Source organism: Streptomyces hilarionis (genome assembly GCF_024539675.1).
Taxonomy (GTDB): domain Bacteria; phylum Actinomycetota; class Actinomycetes; order Streptomycetales; family Streptomycetaceae; genus Streptomyces; species Streptomyces hilarionis.
Genome location: NZ_JAHHIT010000119.1, coordinates 12087 through 29496 on the forward strand (window position 1 = coordinate 12087; position 17410 = coordinate 29496).

General features: G+C 73.3%; 14 protein-coding genes. 1 reads left to right on the forward strand and 13 read right to left on the reverse strand.

The features are described from left to right. Positions 1–139 precede the first annotated feature (139 nt). The 7 genes from KMS84_RS26760 to KMS84_RS26790 form a co-directional block, all read right to left on the reverse strand. A complete protein-coding gene (locus tag KMS84_RS26760; RefSeq protein WP_256919017.1) occupies positions 140–289 on the reverse strand; it encodes a hypothetical protein in 150 nt (49 codons plus the stop codon). After that, positions 286–2595, reverse strand: a complete 2310-nt coding sequence (locus KMS84_RS26765; RefSeq protein ID WP_256919018.1) for a xanthine dehydrogenase family protein molybdopterin-binding subunit — start codon at positions 2593–2595, stop codon at positions 286–288. Before KMS84_RS26765 ends, KMS84_RS26760 begins: the two co-directional genes overlap by 4 nt. Further along, the gene (locus tag KMS84_RS26770) at positions 2592–4361 is read right to left on the reverse strand and encodes a 2Fe-2S iron-sulfur cluster-binding protein (RefSeq protein WP_256919019.1); all 1770 of its coding nucleotides are present in this window, start codon (positions 4359–4361) and stop codon (positions 2592–2594) included. The genes KMS84_RS26765 and KMS84_RS26770 overlap by 4 nt, the downstream gene beginning before the upstream one ends. Beyond that, the gene (locus KMS84_RS26775; RefSeq protein ID WP_256919020.1) at positions 4358–5251 is read right to left on the reverse strand and encodes an FAD binding domain-containing protein; all 894 of its coding nucleotides are present in this window, start codon (positions 5249–5251) and stop codon (positions 4358–4360) included. Before KMS84_RS26775 ends, KMS84_RS26770 begins: the two co-directional genes overlap by 4 nt. Positions 5252–5507: 256 nt before the next feature. After that, the gene (locus KMS84_RS26780) at positions 5508–7136 is read right to left on the reverse strand and encodes a beta-N-acetylhexosaminidase (RefSeq protein ID WP_256919021.1); all 1629 of its coding nucleotides are present in this window, start codon (positions 7134–7136) and stop codon (positions 5508–5510) included. 450 nt (positions 7137–7586) lie between these two features. Next, positions 7587–7886: a DUF3039 domain-containing protein gene (locus KMS84_RS26785; protein WP_069773379.1), complete on the reverse strand. Its 300-nt coding sequence runs from the start codon at positions 7884–7886 to the stop codon at positions 7587–7589. Between the two features lie 56 nt (positions 7887–7942). Beyond that, on the reverse strand, positions 7943–8515 hold the full coding sequence (locus KMS84_RS26790; protein ID WP_256919022.1) for a YqgE/AlgH family protein: 573 nt from the start codon (positions 8513–8515) through the stop codon (positions 7943–7945). A gap of 288 nt (positions 8516–8803) precedes the next feature. Between KMS84_RS26790 and murA the strand changes: the two genes are divergently transcribed. Further along, positions 8804–10150, forward strand: a complete 1347-nt coding sequence (gene murA / locus KMS84_RS26795; protein ID WP_256908909.1) for a UDP-N-acetylglucosamine 1-carboxyvinyltransferase — start codon at positions 8804–8806, stop codon at positions 10148–10150. 80 nt (positions 10151–10230) lie between these two features. Here murA and KMS84_RS26800 read toward each other — a convergent pair whose 3' ends face one another. From KMS84_RS26800 to KMS84_RS26825, 6 genes are all read right to left on the reverse strand, one after another. Beyond that, the gene (locus tag KMS84_RS26800; protein WP_004000874.1) at positions 10231–10512 is read right to left on the reverse strand and encodes an HU family DNA-binding protein; all 282 of its coding nucleotides are present in this window, start codon (positions 10510–10512) and stop codon (positions 10231–10233) included. Positions 10513–10810: 298 nt separating this feature from the next. Further along, positions 10811–12229 (reverse strand): NAD-dependent malic enzyme, encoded by a 1419-nt coding sequence (locus KMS84_RS26805; protein ID WP_256919023.1) that lies wholly within the window; start codon positions 12227–12229, stop codon positions 10811–10813. A 331-nt stretch (positions 12230–12560) separates the two neighbouring features. Beyond that, a complete protein-coding gene (locus KMS84_RS26810) occupies positions 12561–14960 on the reverse strand; it encodes a HelD family protein (protein ID WP_256919024.1) in 2400 nt (799 codons plus the stop codon). Positions 14961–15029: 69 nt separating this feature from the next. Next, entirely contained in the window at positions 15030–15812 is a 783-nt protein-coding gene (locus KMS84_RS26815; RefSeq protein ID WP_256919025.1) for an anti-sigma factor family protein, read from the reverse strand. Between the two features lie 50 nt (positions 15813–15862). Then, positions 15863–16384, reverse strand: coding sequence for a sigma-70 family RNA polymerase sigma factor (locus KMS84_RS26820; RefSeq protein ID WP_010039908.1), 522 nt, complete (start codon positions 16382–16384; stop codon positions 15863–15865). 350 nt (positions 16385–16734) lie between these two features. Beyond that, a complete protein-coding gene (locus KMS84_RS26825) occupies positions 16735–17325 on the reverse strand; it encodes a CGNR zinc finger domain-containing protein (protein ID WP_256919026.1) in 591 nt (196 codons plus the stop codon). Positions 17326–17410 lie beyond the last annotated feature (85 nt).

Sequence of the window (17410 nt, forward strand, 5' to 3'; positions counted from 1 at the left end):
CGGCACCGGTCCCGCATGACAGACGTCGGGAGGGCCCCGCGAGTTCCCCGCCCGGGCGATCTCCCGACCGGGGAATCGCGGCAGGATCGCGGCAGGATCCGGTCGAACTCGGCCCGGAACGGGTCGAATGGGGCGGAACTCAGGTGAAGTAGACGCCGCCCAGCACCACGACCACCGCGGCCGCCACGAACAGCAGGATCCAGGCCAGCAGCTTGCCCACGCCCGGCGGGGGCTCGTAGCGCTGTCCGGGGTCCGGATCCGGGCCCGATCCCGGGGCCGGGGCGCTCACCGGTCCGTCACCACGGCCGCCTGCGGCCTTATCGGCAGCCGGTTCACGGGGCGGCCGGTGGCGGCGCGCACGGCGGAGGCGATCGCCGCGGGCGAGGTCACCACCGGGACCGCGCTGGCCGCCTTCGCCCCGAACGGCGCGACCACGTCCCGCTCCTCGACCAGCTTGACGATCCGGATGTCCGGGGCGTCCAGGGCCGTGGGCAGCGCGTAGCCGGTGAGGTCGGGGTGGCGGATCAGGCCGCGGGGGGTGCGCAGGTTCTCCGTGAGCGCGATGCCCACGCCCTGGGTCACGCCCGCCTCGATGCGCGCGGCGAGCTGCGCCGGGTTCAGGATCCGGCCGACGTCCTGGGCGACCGCCAGTTCGACGACGCGCACCGAGCCCAGCTCGATGTCCACGTCGACGACCGCGCGGATCGCGCAGAAGGCGAGGCCGACGAAGGCGTCGCCCTGGCCGGCCGCGTCCAGGGGCTCGGTGGGGTGCGGGCGGCACTGCGCCGTCGCCCACAGCTCCTTGCCCCGCATCTCCTCCGTGACGGTCGTCGACAGGACGCCGTCGTAGGAGGTGATCTTGCCGTCGGTGATCTGCAACAGTTCGGTGGACATGCCGAACTTGTGCGCCAGGGGCTGGAGCAGCTGGGTGCGGACCATCTTGGCCGCGCGTTCCACCGCGCCGCCGGAGACCCACGTGTGGCGGCCCCGGCAGCCGGGGCCCGCGGGGGGCTGGTCGGTGTCCACGGGGGCCACGTGCACCTCGTCGACGCCGAGGGTCTCCTGGACGATCTGACGGGCCAGCGTGGTGAAGCCCTGGCCGGTCTCGACCGCCGCGCACAGGACCGTCGCGACGCCGTCCTGGACCTTCACGGTCGCCGTGGAGACCTCGTCCGCGCCCTCGGCGCCCAGCATGTGCACCATGCCGAGGCCGTAGCCGACGCCCCGGCGGACCGCGCCGGGTTCGCCCGCCCCCTCGGGGCCGCCGGGCAGCAGCCAGTCCTCCTCGGGGGTGTCCTTGGGGAGCGCCGGGAGGGGGAATTCCTGGATGGCCTGGAGGAGTTCGGCGACGGGCGCCGGGCAGGTCACCGTCTGGCCGGTCGGCAGGACGTCGCCGGTCGCCATGACGTTGCGCAGCCGCAGCTCCGCCGGGTCGACGCCGAGCTTCTTGGCCAGCTTGTCCATCTGCGCCTCGTAGGCGGCGCAGACCTGCATCGCGCCCTCGCCGCGCACATGGCCGGAGGGCGGGTTGTTGGTGCGCACCGCCCAGCCCTCGATGAAGGCGTTCGGCACGACGTAGGGGCCGCAGGCGAAGGAGACGGCGGCGGCCAGTGCCTCGGCGGAGGTGTCGGCGTAGGCGCCCGCGTCCAGCAGGATCTGCGCCTCGACCTTCACCAGCCGCCCTTCGGCGTCGGCGTGGTGGCGGTAGCGCAGGAGGGTGGGGTGGCGGTGGGCGTGGCCGAGGAAGGACTCCTCGCGGGTGGCGGTGAGCTTGACCGGGCAGCCGGTCTTCAGGGCGAGCAGGCCGAGCGGGAGCTGGAAGCCCTGGTCCTCGCGGTCGGCGGTGGCGCCGGGCACGCCGGTGACGACGATCTTCACCCGTTCGGGGTCGAGGCCGTAGCAGGCGGCGGCCGTGTCCCGGTCGGTGTGCGGGTCGGTGGACGCCAGGTAGAGCTCCACGCCGCCGTCGGGACGGGGCACGGCGAGACCGGCCTCGGCGCCGATCGGGGCGGGGTCGGCGCGGCCGATGCGGTACTGGCCCTCGACGACGATCTCGCCGACCGCGGCCGGGTCGCCGTGGTGCAGCGGGATGTGCCGGATCAGGTTGCCGTCGGGGTGCAGGGCCTCGGCCTCGAAGGCGAGCTCGGGGTCGATCACCGGGTCGAGCAGCTCGTACTCGACGATGACGGCGGCCGCGGCCATGCGCGCGGTGTCCGGGTGGTCGGCCGCGACGGCCGCGATGGGCTCGCCGTGGTGGCGCACCACGTCCGAGGCGAACACGGGCCGGTCCGCGGTGCCGCGGCCGTGCAGGGCGCGGCCGGGGACGTCCTCGTGGGTGACGACGGCCCGGACGCCCGGCATCTCCCGCGCGTGGGACGTGTCGACGGACAGGATGCGCGCGTGCGGGTGCGGTGAGCGCAGCACGGCCGCCCACAGCAGGCCCTCGGCCCACAGGTCGGCCGCGTACGGGAAGGTGCCCTCGGTCTTGGCGCGCGCGTCGGCGGGCTGCAAGGACGCGCCGATGCCGTGGGGGACCTGCTCCGGGGGTGGAGCGGTCTCGACGGGGCTCGTCGCGACCACCGCTTCGTTGCTCACGCCTGGCCTCCGTCCTGGCCCTGTCCGTACGCCGGGTCGTGCGGGTGGGGCTGTGCCGGGTTCTCGAAGGCGGACACGTGGACGCCGCCTCCGCCCGGGCCCGCCTGGTGGGGAATACGGGCCTCGTCGCCGTCCGACTCGGCGTCCGCGGCGGCGTGCGCCTCGCGTTCGGCCACGACGTCCTGGACGGCCCGCAGGACGCCCCGGTAGCCCGAGCAGCGGCACAGGTTGCCGCACAGGGCCTGGCGGGCCTCGAGGTCGGTGGGGGCCGGGTTGCCCTCCAGCAGGTCGTGGACGGTCATCGCCATGCCGGGCACGCAGAAGCCGCACTGCACGGCCCCGCAGCGGGCGAGCGCGCGCTGCACGTCGGAGGGCTCGCCGTCGACGGCGAGGCCCTCGACGGTGCGGATCTCGCTGCCGGCGGTGGTGACGGCCGGGACCAGGCAGGAGGCGACGAGGCGGCCGTCCACCTGGACGTTGCAGGCGCCGCACTCGCCCTGCGAGCAGCCGTCCTTGGCGCCGGCGAGGCCGAGGCGCTCGCGCAGGACGTAGAGCAGCGACTCGCCGATCCAGGCGTCGGCGACGGGCCGGTCGGAGCCGTTGACGCGCAGCACGTAGGCGGCGAGGGGGTGTTCCTCGTGGAGCGGCGGCGGGGCGTCGTCGGACGCCTCGGCCGGGTCGGCGTCCGCCGGGGCGTGCGCGTCGGTCCCGGCGGCCGCGTCGGGGTCGGGGGCGGTTCCGGGGATGCCGCCCGGGGCGCTGTCGGCCGCGGGGGCGTCCGACGGGGCGGGGGCGTCCGCGTGCGCGGCGGCCGGATCGGGGGCCGGCCCGGCGGGGCCGTGGACGGCCTCCTGGGGGCCGTCGGGGCCCTCCGCGGGCTCGGCGGGCTCCTCGGCCTCGGCGGCCCGTCCGGCGGCCTCCACAGGGCCGTCCGGGGCCACCGTGTACGCCTCGGGGGAGATTTCCGGGGCGTACGGCCCGGGGGCGTGCGGGTCGGGGGCGTGCGGGTCGGCGTGCTCCGGCGCGGCGCGGTGGTGGTCGCTCTCCGCCGGGGCGGGAGCGTGCGACGGCGCGTGTCCGGTCACGCCGTGCGGGGGCGTGTGCTCCGGCGCGTGGCCGTACGGGGCCTGCTCCGCGCCCTGCCGGGCCGTCTCGTCGGTGTGCGGCCCCCAGGGCCCCTCCGCCGGCTCGGGCGCGCCCGTCGCCCAGGGTGCGGCCGCGCCGCCGGGCAGGGTGGCGGGGGGCGTGCCGCCCCACTGCTCGACCAGGGACGACGTGGTGAACTCGCCGGACTCGTCGGGGAGATCGCCGCCGGCGACCGGGATCGACCACTGGCCGGTGACGTCATGGCCGGAGGCGTGCGCGGACTGCTGCGCGCCGGGGGGCGCCGCGGTGTCGTCGAAGGTCCACTGGCCGGTGGCGCCGGGGTGGTACGTGAAGCGGTCGTCGCCGACCGTCTGCGGGGTGCCCTGCGGTGCGGGCCAGTCGCCCGAGCCGGCGGGGGCGGCCCAGGTCGCGGCGGGGTCCTCGGAGGGCGCGGCCGCTATCTGCGGCGGCACGTACCCGTGGCCCGGCGCGGCGAGCGGGCTGTCGCCGCGGGCGGCCAGGAAGGCGTCGATGCCGCCCTCGGGGAGCTTGACGAAGGCGGTCGCGCCGTCGTCGTAGTCCCCCTGGGGCAGCGGGTCCCAGCGGCTGCCGCCCTGCGGCGCGCCCTGGTCCCGGGCGTCGTCCTGTCCGTGTCCGGGTCCGTGCTGGTCGTCGCTCACGACAGCGCCCTCCCCAGTGCTCGTCGGGCCAGCGCGGCGACGGTGCGCCGCAAGTGCAGTACGGCGGGCGGGAGTTCGGGGACGGAGCCGTCCACGCCCGGCGTCGGGTCGGGGATGCAGGCGGCCGCCACGTACTCCCCGAAGGCGGTCAGGGCCTCGGGGACGACGGCGCGGCCGTTGTCCCAGTCGATGAGCCGGGCGACCCACTGCTCCGCCTCCAGCGGGCGCAGCGGCATCGGCGCTATGGCGCCGACGGCGCATCTGACGCCGCGCCGGGCCGGGTCGAGGACGAGCGCCACGGAGGCCACCGCACGGCCCGGGCCGGTGCGCCCGGTGGCCTTGAGGAAGACCTGCGGGGCGTGCAGCAGCGGCACGCGCACGTACCCGATGAGTTCGCCGCCGCGCAGCATGTCCACGCCGGCCAGCAGGTGCGAGACCGGGATCTCCCGGCGCGCTCCGTCCTGCCCGGCGATGATCAGGGTCGCCTCGAGCGCGGCCAGCACCGGCAGCGCGTCGCCCGTGGGGGCGGCCGAGGCGATGTTGCCGCCCAGGGTGCCCGCGTTGCGGATCTGCGGCGGACCCGCGGCGCGGGCGGCGGCGGCGAGCGCCGGGATGAGGGCGGCGAAGTCGGGACGGCCCATGCGCGCGTGGGTCAGTCCGGCGCCCAGCAGGGCGTGGCCGTCCTGGTACTGCCAGCCGCGGATCTCGCTGATCCGGCCGAGACCGACCAGCCCGGTGGGCCTGAGCTGTCCCGAGTTGACGGCGGCCATGAGGTCGGTGCCGCCGGCCACGGGCACGGCCGCGGGCATGGCGGCCAGCGCCGCCACGGCCTCGTCCAGTGTCGTGGGCAGCGTGACGGCCTGCGCCGCCTGCGGTGCGTGCGTGCTCAAAACCGGCTGCCCCTTCCCGCTGCCCCACCTGGTCCCACCTGTGTTGCCGTACGGTACGTGCTGACAGGGCGGACGTGGCAACTCTGGCACATGTTCGCCACACCAGAACGCGGGGGTCCGCCAGGAGGCATTCGCCCACGTCATCCGGGAGACGGTCCGTTTTCGCACGGCATCGCCGGTGTGCGCGAATTGCCACTCTTCGGTGACCCTGACGGGGTTTCTCCCCCGCGCTCTCGCACGCTCGCACGGACGGGCGTCACCGGTTCGGGGGCGGCCCGTCGATCGGACGCCCGAGGACGCCGGGCCGCCGCTGCCACGGCCGGGGCCCGGACGGCGGACGGTAGCCGACCCCCAGGGCGTCGAGCCGCCCGTAGTGGGTCCGCATGCGGCGCTCGAAGCCGGCGAAGTCGCGCTCCGCCGGCGCGGGCAGGCCGCTCCAGGCGACCTCCGCGAAGGCGGCGAGCCGGGGGAACGCCTGGTAGTCCACGCGCGTGTGGTCCTCCATCGCCTCGGTCCACAGGTTGGCCTGCGCGCCCAGCACGTGCCGGGCCTCGTCGGGCGTCAGCTCCGGGGCGACCGGTTCGAAACGGTAGACGTCCTCCAGGGTGCGCACGTAGCCGATCGGCACGGGTTCGTCCGGGCCGTCGTGCTGGCGGTGGTCGAGGTACACCTGCTGCTCGGGGCACATCACGACGTCGTGTCCGGCCCGGGCGGCGGCGATCCCGCCGGCGTAGCCCCGCCAGGACGACACGGTCGCCCCCGGCGCGAGGCCGCCCTCCAGGATCTCGTCCCAGCCGACGAGGCGTCGCCCGCGCGCGGAGAGCCACCGGTCGAAGTGGGCGATGAACCAGGACTGCAATCCGTCCTCGTCGGGGAGCCCCAGCTCCCTGATGCGCGCCTGCGCGGCCGGCGAGGCGCGCCACTCGTCCTTGGGGCACTCGTCGCCGCCCACGTGGACGAACCGCGACGGAAACAGCTCCAGCACCTCCTCGAACACCCCCTCGTAGAAACGCAGGGTCTCCTCGGTGGGGGCGAGGACATGCGGGCTGATCCCCCAGGTGTCCCATACGGACAGGGGGCCGCCGTCCGTTCCGGAGGCGGACGCGACGTCGGTGTTTCCGAGTTCCGGATATGCGGCGATCGCGGCCTGCGAGTGGCCGGGCACGTCGATTTCCGGGACGACGGTGATATGCCGTTCGGCGGCGTACGCGACGATCTCCCGGATGTCGTCCTGGGTGTAGAAACCGCCGTGCGGCTTGTCGTCCCACAAGGGCGAGGCGCGATGCCCGAATTTCGTGCGCGACCGCCAGGACCCGATCCCGGTCAGCCGCGGGTGCCTTCTGATCTCCACACGCCAGCCCTGGTCGTCCGTCAGGTGGAAGTGGAAGACGTTGAGTTTGTGCGCGGCCATCAGGTCCAGATAGCGCAGGACGCCTTCCTTGGGCATGAAGTGCCGGGCCACGTCGAGCAGGAGACCGCGCCAGCGGAAACGGGGTTCGTCCTCGACGGTGATCTCCGGCAGGTCCCAGTGGCGGCCGGGGCGCAGCGGAGCCCGGCGGAAGGCGTCGGGGCCGAGCAGCTGGCGCAGGGTCTGCGCCCCCCAGAAGACGCCGGCCGCGCTGCCGCCCGCGATCAGCCGGTCGGGGCCGCCGAGGGAGAGCCGGTAGCCCTCGGGGGGCAGCGTGGGGTCGACGGCCAGCCCGATGCGCGACTCGCCGTCGCCGTGGCCGGCGAGGGGAAGGCCGGTCGCCGCGCCGACCGTCGCGCGCAGCCACCGTGCGACGCCCTCGGTGCCGGGGCCCGCCTCCAGCCGGGTCCGCGCGTCCAGGCGACCGTGGCCGCGGTGGTCCCCGGTGATGCGCCGGGGCGCCGGAATCAGATCCATCGTTCAGTCCCTGACCGCTCCGCCCGGCCCGCCGGCCGGCCGTCGCTGTGCGAGTACGGAAGACACCACGACCGCAAGGGCGGTGACGCTGCGGACCGCCCCGGAAGAAAGCGCGTACGCCGTGTTCCGCGGCGTCGCGCGGTCTTCCGCGGGGTGTGCCGGAGCGGTTCCCGCGGGACTCGAGGAACCGCTTTCTCCGCCCCTTGCGGCAGGCGCGCCGAAAGGGCGCCGAGAAACGCGCCGCGAGACCCCGGGAACATGATCGGCGAGACGGCCCGGAAGGGGAAGCGGAAGGCGGACCGGAAGGCGAACCGGAACGGGAACCGGAATAGCTCGCGGCGGCCGCCCGGGGGCGATCACGGGCGCCGATCCGGCCGGCGCGGGCCGAACACGCCGAAGGCCCCCGAACGCGCCGGAGCGCGCCACGAGGGCCTCGGTGAAGTGAACGGGCTACTTCTTGTCGCCGCCCTTGCCCTTGTCGTCGCCGCCGCCCGCCATGGACTCGAAGATCTCCTTGCACATGGGGCACACGGGGTACTTCTTCGGGTCGCGGCCGGGCACCCAGACCTTGCCGCACAGCGCCACGACGGGCGTCCCGTCGAGGGCGCTCGCCATGATCTTGTCCTTCTGGACGTAGTGGGCGAAGCGCTCGTGGTCCCCGTCGCCGTGCGACACCTGCGGCGTCGGCTCCACGAGGGTCCCCGTCCCCGTGCCTCGCTGGGGCTGGGTCTCAGGCTCAAGAGTGCTCATGGCGCCAAGCGTACTGAAGCCGGGCGGGGATCCTCACGCGCATCGGCCGAGCGGCCTCAGTTGAGCGAGGCGTCGTCCGGATAGGTGGCCACCATCGCCAGTTCGCTGCGCTGGCGGCGCAGCACCTCGCGCCAGAGCCGCTCGGGCGCCGGCGAGGAGACGTCGCCGGGCTCGGACTCCACGACGTACCAGGCGCCCTCCACCAGCTCCTCCTCCAGCTGGCCGGGTCCCCAGCCGGCGTATCCGGCGAAGATCCGCAGGGAGCCGAGGGCCGAGGCGAGGAGTTCGGGCGGGGCCTCCAGGTCGACCAGGCCGATCGCGCCGTGCACCCGGCGCCAGCCGAGCGGGGCTCCGTCCCCGGCGGCGCCGCCGGGGATGACGGCGACCCCGAGGGCCGAGTCCAGGGACACCGGGCCGCCCTGGAAGACGACGCCGGGCTCGCCGGCCAGGTCCGCCCAGCCCTCCAGGATGTCGCTCACTCCCACCGGCGTGGGCCGGTTGAGGACGACGCCGAGGGAGCCCTCCTCGTCGTGGTCGAGGAGGAGCACCACCGCACGGTCGAAGTTCGGGTCCGCCAGGGCGGGCGTTGCCACGAGCAGCCGTCCTGTGAGCGAGGACACCTCGGTCATGCCAGACATGATCCCGCATCTTCTCGTGAAGTGGGGGGCCAATGCGGGGGGCGGGGGTGAGGGCAGGTCGGGCGCGTGGGTGCGGTGCGGGCGCACGGGCGGCACGGGCGGGCGACGGTGACCCCTTGTGCCCGCCGGGAAACGGTTCGTGTTGTGACACAGCCATGACGTCTTCGGGTGGTCCTCGGGCTTACGGCGCAGGGGCCGACGGCGATTACTCTGTCTGCTCTGGCCCTGCCCCGACCCAACGGCCCCTGCCCAATCCACCATCCATGGAACGCGAGACACATGACCGTCAACGGCTCTGACGACGTACTGCTTGTCCACGGCGGAACCCCGCTCGAGGGCGAGATCCGAGTCCGCGGTGCGAAGAACCTCGTACCCAAGGCGATGGTCGCCGCCCTGCTGGGCAGTGAGCCGAGCCGGCTGCGCAACGTGCCGGACATCCGTGACGTGCGGGTCGTACGCGGCCTGCTGCAACTGCACGGGGTGACGGTCCGTCCGGGCGAGGAGCCGGGCGAGCTGGTGCTCGACCCGACCTACGTGGAGAGCGCCAACGTCGCCGACATCGACGCGCACGCGGGCTCCAGCCGCATCCCGATCCTCTTCTGCGGCCCGCTCCTGCACCGCCTCGGCCACGCGTTCATCCCGGGCCTGGGCGGCTGCGACATCGGCGGCCGGCCGATCGACTTCCACTTCGACGTGCTGCGCCAGTTCGGCGCGAAGATCGAGAAGCGGGCGGACGGCCAGTACCTGGAGGCCCCGCAGCGGCTGCGCGGCACGAAGATCGTGCTGCCGTACCCGTCGGTGGGCGCGACCGAGCAGGTGCTGCTGACGGCGGTTCTGGCGGAGGGCGTCACCGAGCTCGCGAACGCGGCGGTCGAGCCCGAGATCGAGGACCTCATCTGCGTCCTTCAGAAGATGGGCGCCATCATCGCGATGGACACCGACCGCACGATCCGCATCACGGGCGTCGACAAGCTCGGCGGCTACAACCACGCGGCGCTGTCGGACCGTCTGGAGGCCGCCTCGTGGGCGTCCGCGGCGCTGGCGACCGAGGGCGACATCTACGTCCGCGGAGCCCAGCAGCGGTCGATGATGACCTTCCTGAACACCTACCGCAAGGTCGGCGGCGCCTTCGAGATCGACGACGAGGGCATCCGCTTCTGGCACCCCGGCGGCCACCTGAAGTCCATCGCGCTGGAGACGGACGTCCACCCGGGCTTCCAGACCGACTGGCAGCAGCCGCTGGTGGTGGCCCTGACACAGGCCACGGGCCTGTCGATCGTCCACGAGACGGTCTACGAGTCCCGGCTGGGCTTCACCTCGGCGCTCAACCAGATGGGCGCCCACATCCAGCTCTACCGCGAGTGCCTGGGCGGCTCGAACTGCCGCTTCGGCCAGCGCAACTTCCTGCACTCCGCGGTCGTGTCGGGCCCCACCAAGCTCCAGGGGGCCGACCTGGTCATCCCCGACCTGCGCGGCGGCTTCTCGTACCTGATCGCCGCCCTCGCGGCCCAGGGCACCTCGCGCGTGCACGGCATCGACCTGATCAACCGCGGCTACGAGAACTTCATGGACAAGCTCGTGGAGCTGGGTGCGAAGGTCGAGCTGCCCGGCAAGGCGCTCGGCTAGCCCCCACCCCGCGGCAGGAACCACGATGGGGCGGTACCCGGATCCGGGTACCGCCCCATCAGCGTTCTCAGCGGAGGCGCTTACTTGCCCTTGGCGGCTTCCTTGAGCTTGCTGCCCGCGGAGACCTTCACGCTGTAGCCGGCCGGGATCTGGATCGGGTCGCCGGTCTGCGGGTTGCGCGCGGTGCGAGCGGCACGGTGGGTGCGCTCGAAGGTCAGGAAGCCGGGGATGGTGACCTTCTCGTCGCCCTTGGAGACGATGTCGCCGACGACCTCGGCGAACGCGGCCAGCACTGCGTCGGCGTCCTTGCGGGTCACCTCGGCGCGGTCGGCCAGCGCGGCCACCAGCTCACTGCGGTTCATGTTGTTACTCCCGTGTTCTTCTTGCCGTTGAGGCGTGCCACGCGGCGGAGCCGCATGTGGGGCACAGCGAAGTCGATGTGCTCGCGCCCAGGGACGCATCCTGCCCCTACCTGCGGCGGGAAAGCCAATCCGGCACCCGCACGGAGGCGTGAGACAACCCATGTGTGTCACACGAAGGCGCGCCAGGCCGCAACCCTAGAGGGCCGCTCACGGCGCGAGGTTCCGCGACGCGCCGTCGCGGGGGCCGCCGTGGCGATCCTCACAGCCGCCGCGGCCCCCACAGGCCATGCCACGAAGCCTACGAGGCCGAGGCGCCCGCCGCCTTCGCGGCCTCCCGTACGGCGCCCGCCACCGCGCCCGCGACCTTGTCGTTGAAGACGCTCGGGATGATGTAGTTCGCGTTGAGCTCGTCCTCGCTCACGACGTCCGCGAGGGCCTTCGCGGCCGCGAGCATCATCTCCGTGTTGACGGTGCGGGACTGCGCGTCCAGCAGGCCGCGGAAGACGCCCGGGAAGACCAGCACGTTGTTGATCTGGTTGGGGAAGTCGGAGCGGCCGGTGGCCACGACGGCGGCCGTGCGGCGGGCGACGGCCGGGTCCACCTCCGGGTCGGGATTCGCGAGCGCGAACACGATGGCGCCTTCGGCCATGGCGGCCACGTCGTCGCCGTCGAGGACGTTCGGGGCGGAGACGCCGATGAACACGTCCGCGCCGCGCACCGCCTGCTTCAGGGTGCCGGTGAGGCCCTCGGGGTTGGTGTTGTCGGCGATCCAGCGCAGCGCCGAGCCGGGGGCCGCGTCGACGAGGTCCTCGCGGTCGGCGTGCACCACGCCGTGGATGTCGGCGACGACCGCGTTCTTCACGCCGGCCGCCAGCAGCAGCTTGAGGATGGCCGTGCCGGCCGCGCCCGCGCCCGACATGACGACCCGCACGTCCCCGACGCCCTTGCCCACGACACGCAGGGCGTTGGTGAGGGAGGCGAGGACGACGATCGCGGTGCCGTGCTGGTCGTCGTGGAAGACGGGGATGTCGAGGGCCTCGCGCAGCCGGGCCTCGATCTCGAAGCAGCGGGGGGCGGAGATGTCCTCCAGGTTGATGCCCGCGAAGCCGGGGGCGATGGCCTTGACGATCTCGACGATCGCGTCGGTGTCCTGGGTGTCCAGGCACAGCGGCCAGGCGTCGATGCCGGCGAACCGCTTGAAGAGGGCCGCCTTGCCCTCCATGACGGGCAGCGCGGCCTTCGGGCCGATGTTGCCGAGGCCGAGCACGGCCGAGCCGTCCGTCACGACCGCAACGGAGTTGCGCTTGATGGTGAGGCGCCGGGCGTCCTCGGGGTTCTCGGCGATCGCCATGCAGACGCGGGCCACACCCGGCGTGTAGACCATGGAGAGGTCGTCACGGTTGCGGATGGGGTGCTTGGACTGCATCTCGATCTTGCCGCCGAGGTGCATCAGGAACGTACGGTCGGAGACCTTGCCGAGGGTGACGCCCTCGATGTGGCGCAGCTGCTCGACGATCTCGTCGGCGTGCGCGGTGGAGGTCGCCGCGATGGTGACGTCGATGCGCAGCTTCTCGTGGCCGGACGCGGTGACGTCGAGGCCGGTCACCGAGCCTCCGTTGGACTCCACGGCCGTGGTGAGCTGGGAGACCGCGGTTCCGCTCGCGGGCACCTCCAGCCGGACCGTCATCGAGTAGGAGACGCTGGGCGCCGTTGCCATGGCCGACTTCCTCTGCACTGCTGGATCGCGGGTTTGCCGTCCGATCGTCGCACCTACCGACGAGTACGTGAAAGTCGCACCTGATTGCGATCGTTTTGTTCTCGGACCGGCACGACGAAGAGGCCCACGCCACCAGGTGACGTGGGCCTCTCCGACGTTCATGACACCGACCCGCCATGCTCGCCTCGCGGCAAGTGGTCGCTCGTAGCGACGAAGGTTGGGCCCGGGGGCTTGGATCGAGCCGGTGTCACACCCAGGCTAACAAACGGATCCCCGAACGCCATTCCCGTCCGCGGACTTCGTCGGAATCGGTCCGGACGGGGCGCGCGCCTCAGTCCCTCAGGAGGTCGGGCACGCCGCCTGCGTCGGGCTCGTCCCGGTCCCCCGACACCACCGTGAGCTGCTGGGTGGCCCGGGTCAGGGCCACGTACAGCACCCTCAGACCCGCCGGGGACTCGTCCGCGATCTCCGCGGGCGAGACGACGACCGTGGCGTCGTACTCCAGGCCCTTGGCCTCCAGGCTGCCGAGGGCCACCACGCGGTCGCCGAGACCGGCCAGCCAGCGCCTGGCCTCCTCCCGGCGGTTCATCGCGACGACGACGCCGACGGTGCCGTCCACGCGTTCGAGGAGGCGTTCGGCCTCCGCGCGCACGGTCGACGCCAGGGAGCCTTCGACGGCCGTGAACCGGGGCACGACACCCGTCGACCTGACCGCCGACGGGGACTCGGCACCGGGCATGGCCAGGGCCAGCACCCTGGCGGCCAGCTCGGCGATCTCGGCCGGGTTGCGGTAGTTCACCGTCAGGCGGAAGCGGCGCCGGGGGCGGGAGCCGAGGGCCTCGTCGCGGGCCTCGGCGGCCTCGTCGGGGTCGGACCAGGAGGACTGGGCCGGGTCCCCGACGACCGTCCAGGTGGCGTGCCGGCCGCGGCGGCCGACCATGCGCCACTGCATCGGGGTGAGGTCCTGTGCCTCGTCGACGATGACGTGGGCGTACTCGGTGCGCTCCTGGGCGAGCCGCTCGGCGCGCTCGCGCTGGGTCTCCTGGCGCACCGGCATCAGCTCCTCCAGGCCGGTGAGCTGGTCCAGCGGGTCGAGCTCGCGTCTCTTGCGCGGGCGGGCGGGGGCGCCGAGGATCGCCTGGAGCTCGTCGAGCATGGCGATGTCGTGCACGGAGAGACCGCCCCGCTTGAGGGAGCGGGCGACCCTGCGCACCTCGCCGGGGTTGAGGATGCGGCGGGCCCAGCGGCCGAGCCTGCGCTCGTCGGCCATGGCCTCCAGGACCGACTGCGGGGTGAGCTCGGGCCACCAGGCGTCCAGGAACGCCAGGAACGCGTCCTCGGTGCTCACGTCCTCGTCGAAGGAGGAGCGCAGTTCGGCGGCGAGCTCGGGGTCGCTGTGCCGGCCGGCCGCGCCGGAGCGCTCCCACAGGGCGTCCAGGAGGAGCTTGCGGGCGCGCGGGCGCAGCAGGTTCACCGGCGCGGTGCCGCTCAGGGCGCTCTGGCGGACGCGGTCGAGGTCGGCCGCCTCCAGCTCCAGGCGGCGGCCGAAGGCGACGACGCGCAGGCGGGTGGGCGGTCCCGCGGACAGGGGCGGCTCCGCGGGCGCGTCGGGTGCGTCGAGGGTCGGCTGGACCGGGCGGGCCGGGCGGGAGCCGCCGCGGTCGTCGCCGCCGCCCTCCAGGGCTCCGCGCGCGGCCTTGCGCAGCACCTTCAGCATCCGGTACGACCCCTTGGCCCGGGCCACCGCCGGGGAGTCGTACAGGGTGGCCTCGGCGCCGTCGACGAGGGAGCCGATGGCGCGCACGGCGACCTGCCCCTCCTCGCCCAGCGAGGGCAGCACGCCCTCGGTGTAGGCCACCAGCAGCGGGGTGGGCGAGACGATCAGGATGCCGCCCGCGTACCGGCGACGGTCCTGGTAGAGCAGGTAGGCGGCCCGGTGCAGCGCGACGGCGGTCTTCCCGGTGCCCGGGCCGCCCTCGACGTAGGTCACGGAGGCGGCGGGAGCGCGGATGACCAGGTCCTGCTCGGCCTGGATGGAGGCGACGATGTCGCGCATGGTGTGGCCGCGGGCCTGGCCGAGGGCGGCCATGAGGGCGCCGTCGCCGATGACCGGCAGCTGCTCGCCGTCGAGGAAGGCCCTGAGCTCGGGACGCATCAGGTCGTCCTCGACGCCGAGGACGCGCCGTCCCTTGGAGCGGATGACGCGGCGCCGCACGACGCGCCCCGGGTCGACCGGGGTGGACCGGTAGAAGGGGGCGGCCGCGGGGGCCCGCCAGTCGATGACCAGCGGCGCGTAGTCCGAGTCGAGGACGCCGATGCGGCCGATGTGGAGGGTCTCGGCGATGTCGGCCGTGTCGTCGGGCCGGACCGCCCCTTCCGCGGGCTCGACGGCGGTGTAGGCGCCGTCCGGGCCCTTCTTGCCGTCCTTGCCGGGGAGCAGGTCGATCCGCCCGAAGAGGAAGTCCTCGAACTCGTTGTTCAGCCGGTTGAGGTGGACGCCGGCGCGGAACACCTGCGCGTCCCGCTCGGCCAGGGCGCCGGGCGTGCCGACCTGGCCGCGCTGGGCCGCGTCGTTCATGAGGAACTCCGCCTCGTGGATCTTCTCCTCGAGGCGTCGGTACACCCGGTCGAGGTGTTCCTGTTCGACGTTGATCTCTCGGTCCCGCACCGAATCCGGCGCGTTTTCCTCAACCGATCCGACCGCGGTCTCCTGCTGTGCCTGAACGGCCACCGGGCCCCCTTCTGACGTGCTGGGCAGCCGTCAACCGTACGCGAAGGGGGCCCGCGAAGCCATGCGCGGCTACGCGTCGATCTGGACGAGCTTCTTGCCTGCGAAGGTCATGACCTCGAAGTGGTCGATCTCGTTGGTCTTGAAGGCGGCGCCGCCCATGACGTAGAGCGGGTTCTTGGCCTGCTCGGTCTTGGCGTTGGGCAGGCCGTAGCCCCACTCGGGGACGGACCAGGAGGAGACCGTCTCGCGCTCGCCGTTCTTGCCGACGGCGATGAGCGAGCACTTCTCCGGGCCGGCCACGTTCTTCAGCTCGACGCCGATCTCGGTGCCCCAGGCCTTCTCGCCCATGGCCACGGTCGCCGAGACCTTGGAGGCGGGGTCGGTCGCCGTGACCCGGCTGCTGAGCGTGTCGAAGGTCGACTTGGCGGTGTTCGCGGACTTCGTGGCGCTCGCCTCGACGCCCTTGCCCCCGTCGTCGCCGCCGGTCGCGGCGAGCACGGTGAGCGGACCGCCGATGATCAGCGCGGCAGCGGCCGCCACCAGGAAGAACGAACGGCGGCGCTTCTGCGCGCGGCGCTCGGACACCTCGTCGACCAGCCGTTCCGCGAGGCGCGGGCTCGGGCGGGCGGACAGGGAGTCGCCGATCGCGGGTGTGCCGGTGCCCGGCAGGTCCGCGAGGGCGGCCAGCATCGGTTCCATCCCGGCGAGCTCGTCGAGCTGCTGGGCGCACCACTCGCACCCGGCGAGGTGCATCTCGAAAGCGGTTGCCTCGGCGTCGTCGAGGATGCCGAGGGCGTAGGCGCCGACGGTCTCGTGTTCGCTCGGGCTCGGAGATCCCACTGACCCCTGCATGGGACCAGACATACCCGAACCACCTGCTCCGAATCCCCCGTAACTGCTCATCACGCCGTCACCCCCCGCTCTTCCAGAGCCAGCTTCATCGACCGCAGGGCGTAGAACACCCGTGAGCGCACGGTGCCACTGGGTATACCCAGCGTCTCGGCCGCCTCGTTGACGGTACGCCCCTTGAAGTACGTCTCGACGAGCACCTCCCGGTGGGCCGGGGTCAGGTCGTCGAGCGCGTCGGACAGCGTCATCAGCCACAGCGCCTTGTCGATCTCGTCCTCCGCAGGAATGACCTCCAGCGGCGACGGGTCGACCTCCTGCGGCCGGGCCTGCCGGCTGCGGTGGCCGTCGATGACGATGCGGCGTGCGACCGTCACCAGCCAGGGGCGTACAGATCCGGTCGCTCGATTGAGCTGGCCGGCGTTCTTCCAGGCACGGATGAGCGTCTCCTGCACGACGTCCTCGGCACGCTGCCGATCTCCGGCAACCAGGCGCAGGACATACGCAAGCAGGGGTCCGGCATGCTCCCGATACAGAGCACGCATCAGCTCCTCGTCAGGTTCCGAGGGCTGGGACATGCGATGTCGGGCCCTCGATCCACGTTCATTGGCCACGGCCGCATCCTTGCGCACGCCCACCTCCGGTGTCCGGGGGTTCCCCCAGTCGGTCGCTCGACGACGGGTACGCAAGCGGGGTGTGGAGTGTTCAAAAGAAGGGGACACTTTTCTTCCGGGTGTCATGACGAGGGGGACATGGGGGCACATTCCCACCTTCTTTTCTTTACATTTCCGCCACAGACGCAAGATCGCGGCGGCTGCCCGTCGACCGGCTCGGGTAAACGGCGTGTAATCGAAATCACTTCGACAGTTGCGCTCCCGCGTCGCACGAAAGCCGCATACCCGGCAGGGGGTTGCGCGCCGTCGCACCGTCAACTGCGGGCGAGCGCCGCCCGCCTGCGGTGCCGCGCGACCCGCTCCCGGTTCCCGCAGACCTCGCTGGAACACCAGCGCCGGCGCCGTCCCCGGGACATGTCGACGTAGACGAGGGGGCAGTTGTCCCCCGCGCACTGTCTGAGGCCCGCCCGGGCCACCGGGTCGGTCAGCAGCTCCACCGTGTCCCGGGCCACCGCGGCCAGCAGCGCGGCGCATCCCGGCGGCCCGTCCAACGCCCGCACGAGCGAGCCGTCTTCGCCGCGCACGGCGCGCGGGGTGGGGGGCGCGGCCCGGGCCGCCTCGTTCACCCGGGCCAGGGCGCCGTCGTGGGCCGCGGCGCCGTCGTAGGGCGGGGAGCCGTTCTGGGCGAGCCAGCCGTGCACCAACTGGCCGACCCCCCGGCGCAGTTCCCGGAAGGCCACCGGCCAGGAGGCGTCCGCGCGGGTGAGCGGGGTGTCCGGCGGGACGAGTCCGCAGCCGTGGATCCACGCGCACAACGACCCGACCGAGTCGAGCCGTTCGCAGGGGTGCGCGGTCGCGAGCAGGTCGAGGCAGATCCGTCCGGCATCGAACCGCAGCTCGTCCATGCGCGCGTCACCGCCAGCGAGGAGCACCCAGGTATCCGTCCCTCCCACAGTGCCCCGCCACAGCCCCGACCGGAACCCCCCGGAC

What these genes read in the sequence shown, in the direction of transcription:
- KMS84_RS26780 (WP_256919021.1), bottom strand. Translation starts at nt 7,136, where the DNA reads ATGGATCTGATTCCGGCGCCCCGGCGCATCACCGGGGACCACCGCGGC.
- KMS84_RS26785 (WP_069773379.1), bottom strand. Translation starts at nt 7,886, where the DNA reads ATGAGCACTCTTGAGCCTGAGACCCAGCCCCAGCGAGGCACGGGGACG.
- KMS84_RS26790 (WP_256919022.1), bottom strand. Translation starts at nt 8,515, where the DNA reads ATGACCGAGGTGTCCTCGCTCACAGGACGGCTGCTCGTGGCAACGCCC.
- murA (WP_256908909.1), top strand. Translation starts at nt 8,804, where the DNA reads ATGACCGTCAACGGCTCTGACGACGTACTGCTTGTCCACGGCGGAACC.
- KMS84_RS26800 (WP_004000874.1), bottom strand. Translation starts at nt 10,512, where the DNA reads ATGAACCGCAGTGAGCTGGTGGCCGCGCTGGCCGACCGCGCCGAGGTG.
- KMS84_RS26805 (WP_256919023.1), bottom strand. Translation starts at nt 12,229, where the DNA reads ATGGCAACGGCGCCCAGCGTCTCCTACTCGATGACGGTCCGGCTGGAG.
- KMS84_RS26815 (WP_256919025.1), bottom strand. Translation starts at nt 15,812, where the DNA reads ATGCAGGGGTCAGTGGGATCTCCGAGCCCGAGCGAACACGAGACCGTC.
- KMS84_RS26820 (WP_010039908.1), bottom strand. Translation starts at nt 16,384, where the DNA reads ATGTCCCAGCCCTCGGAACCTGACGAGGAGCTGATGCGTGCTCTGTAT.
- KMS84_RS26825 (WP_256919026.1), bottom strand. Translation starts at nt 17,325, where the DNA reads ATGGACGAGCTGCGGTTCGATGCCGGACGGATCTGCCTCGACCTGCTC.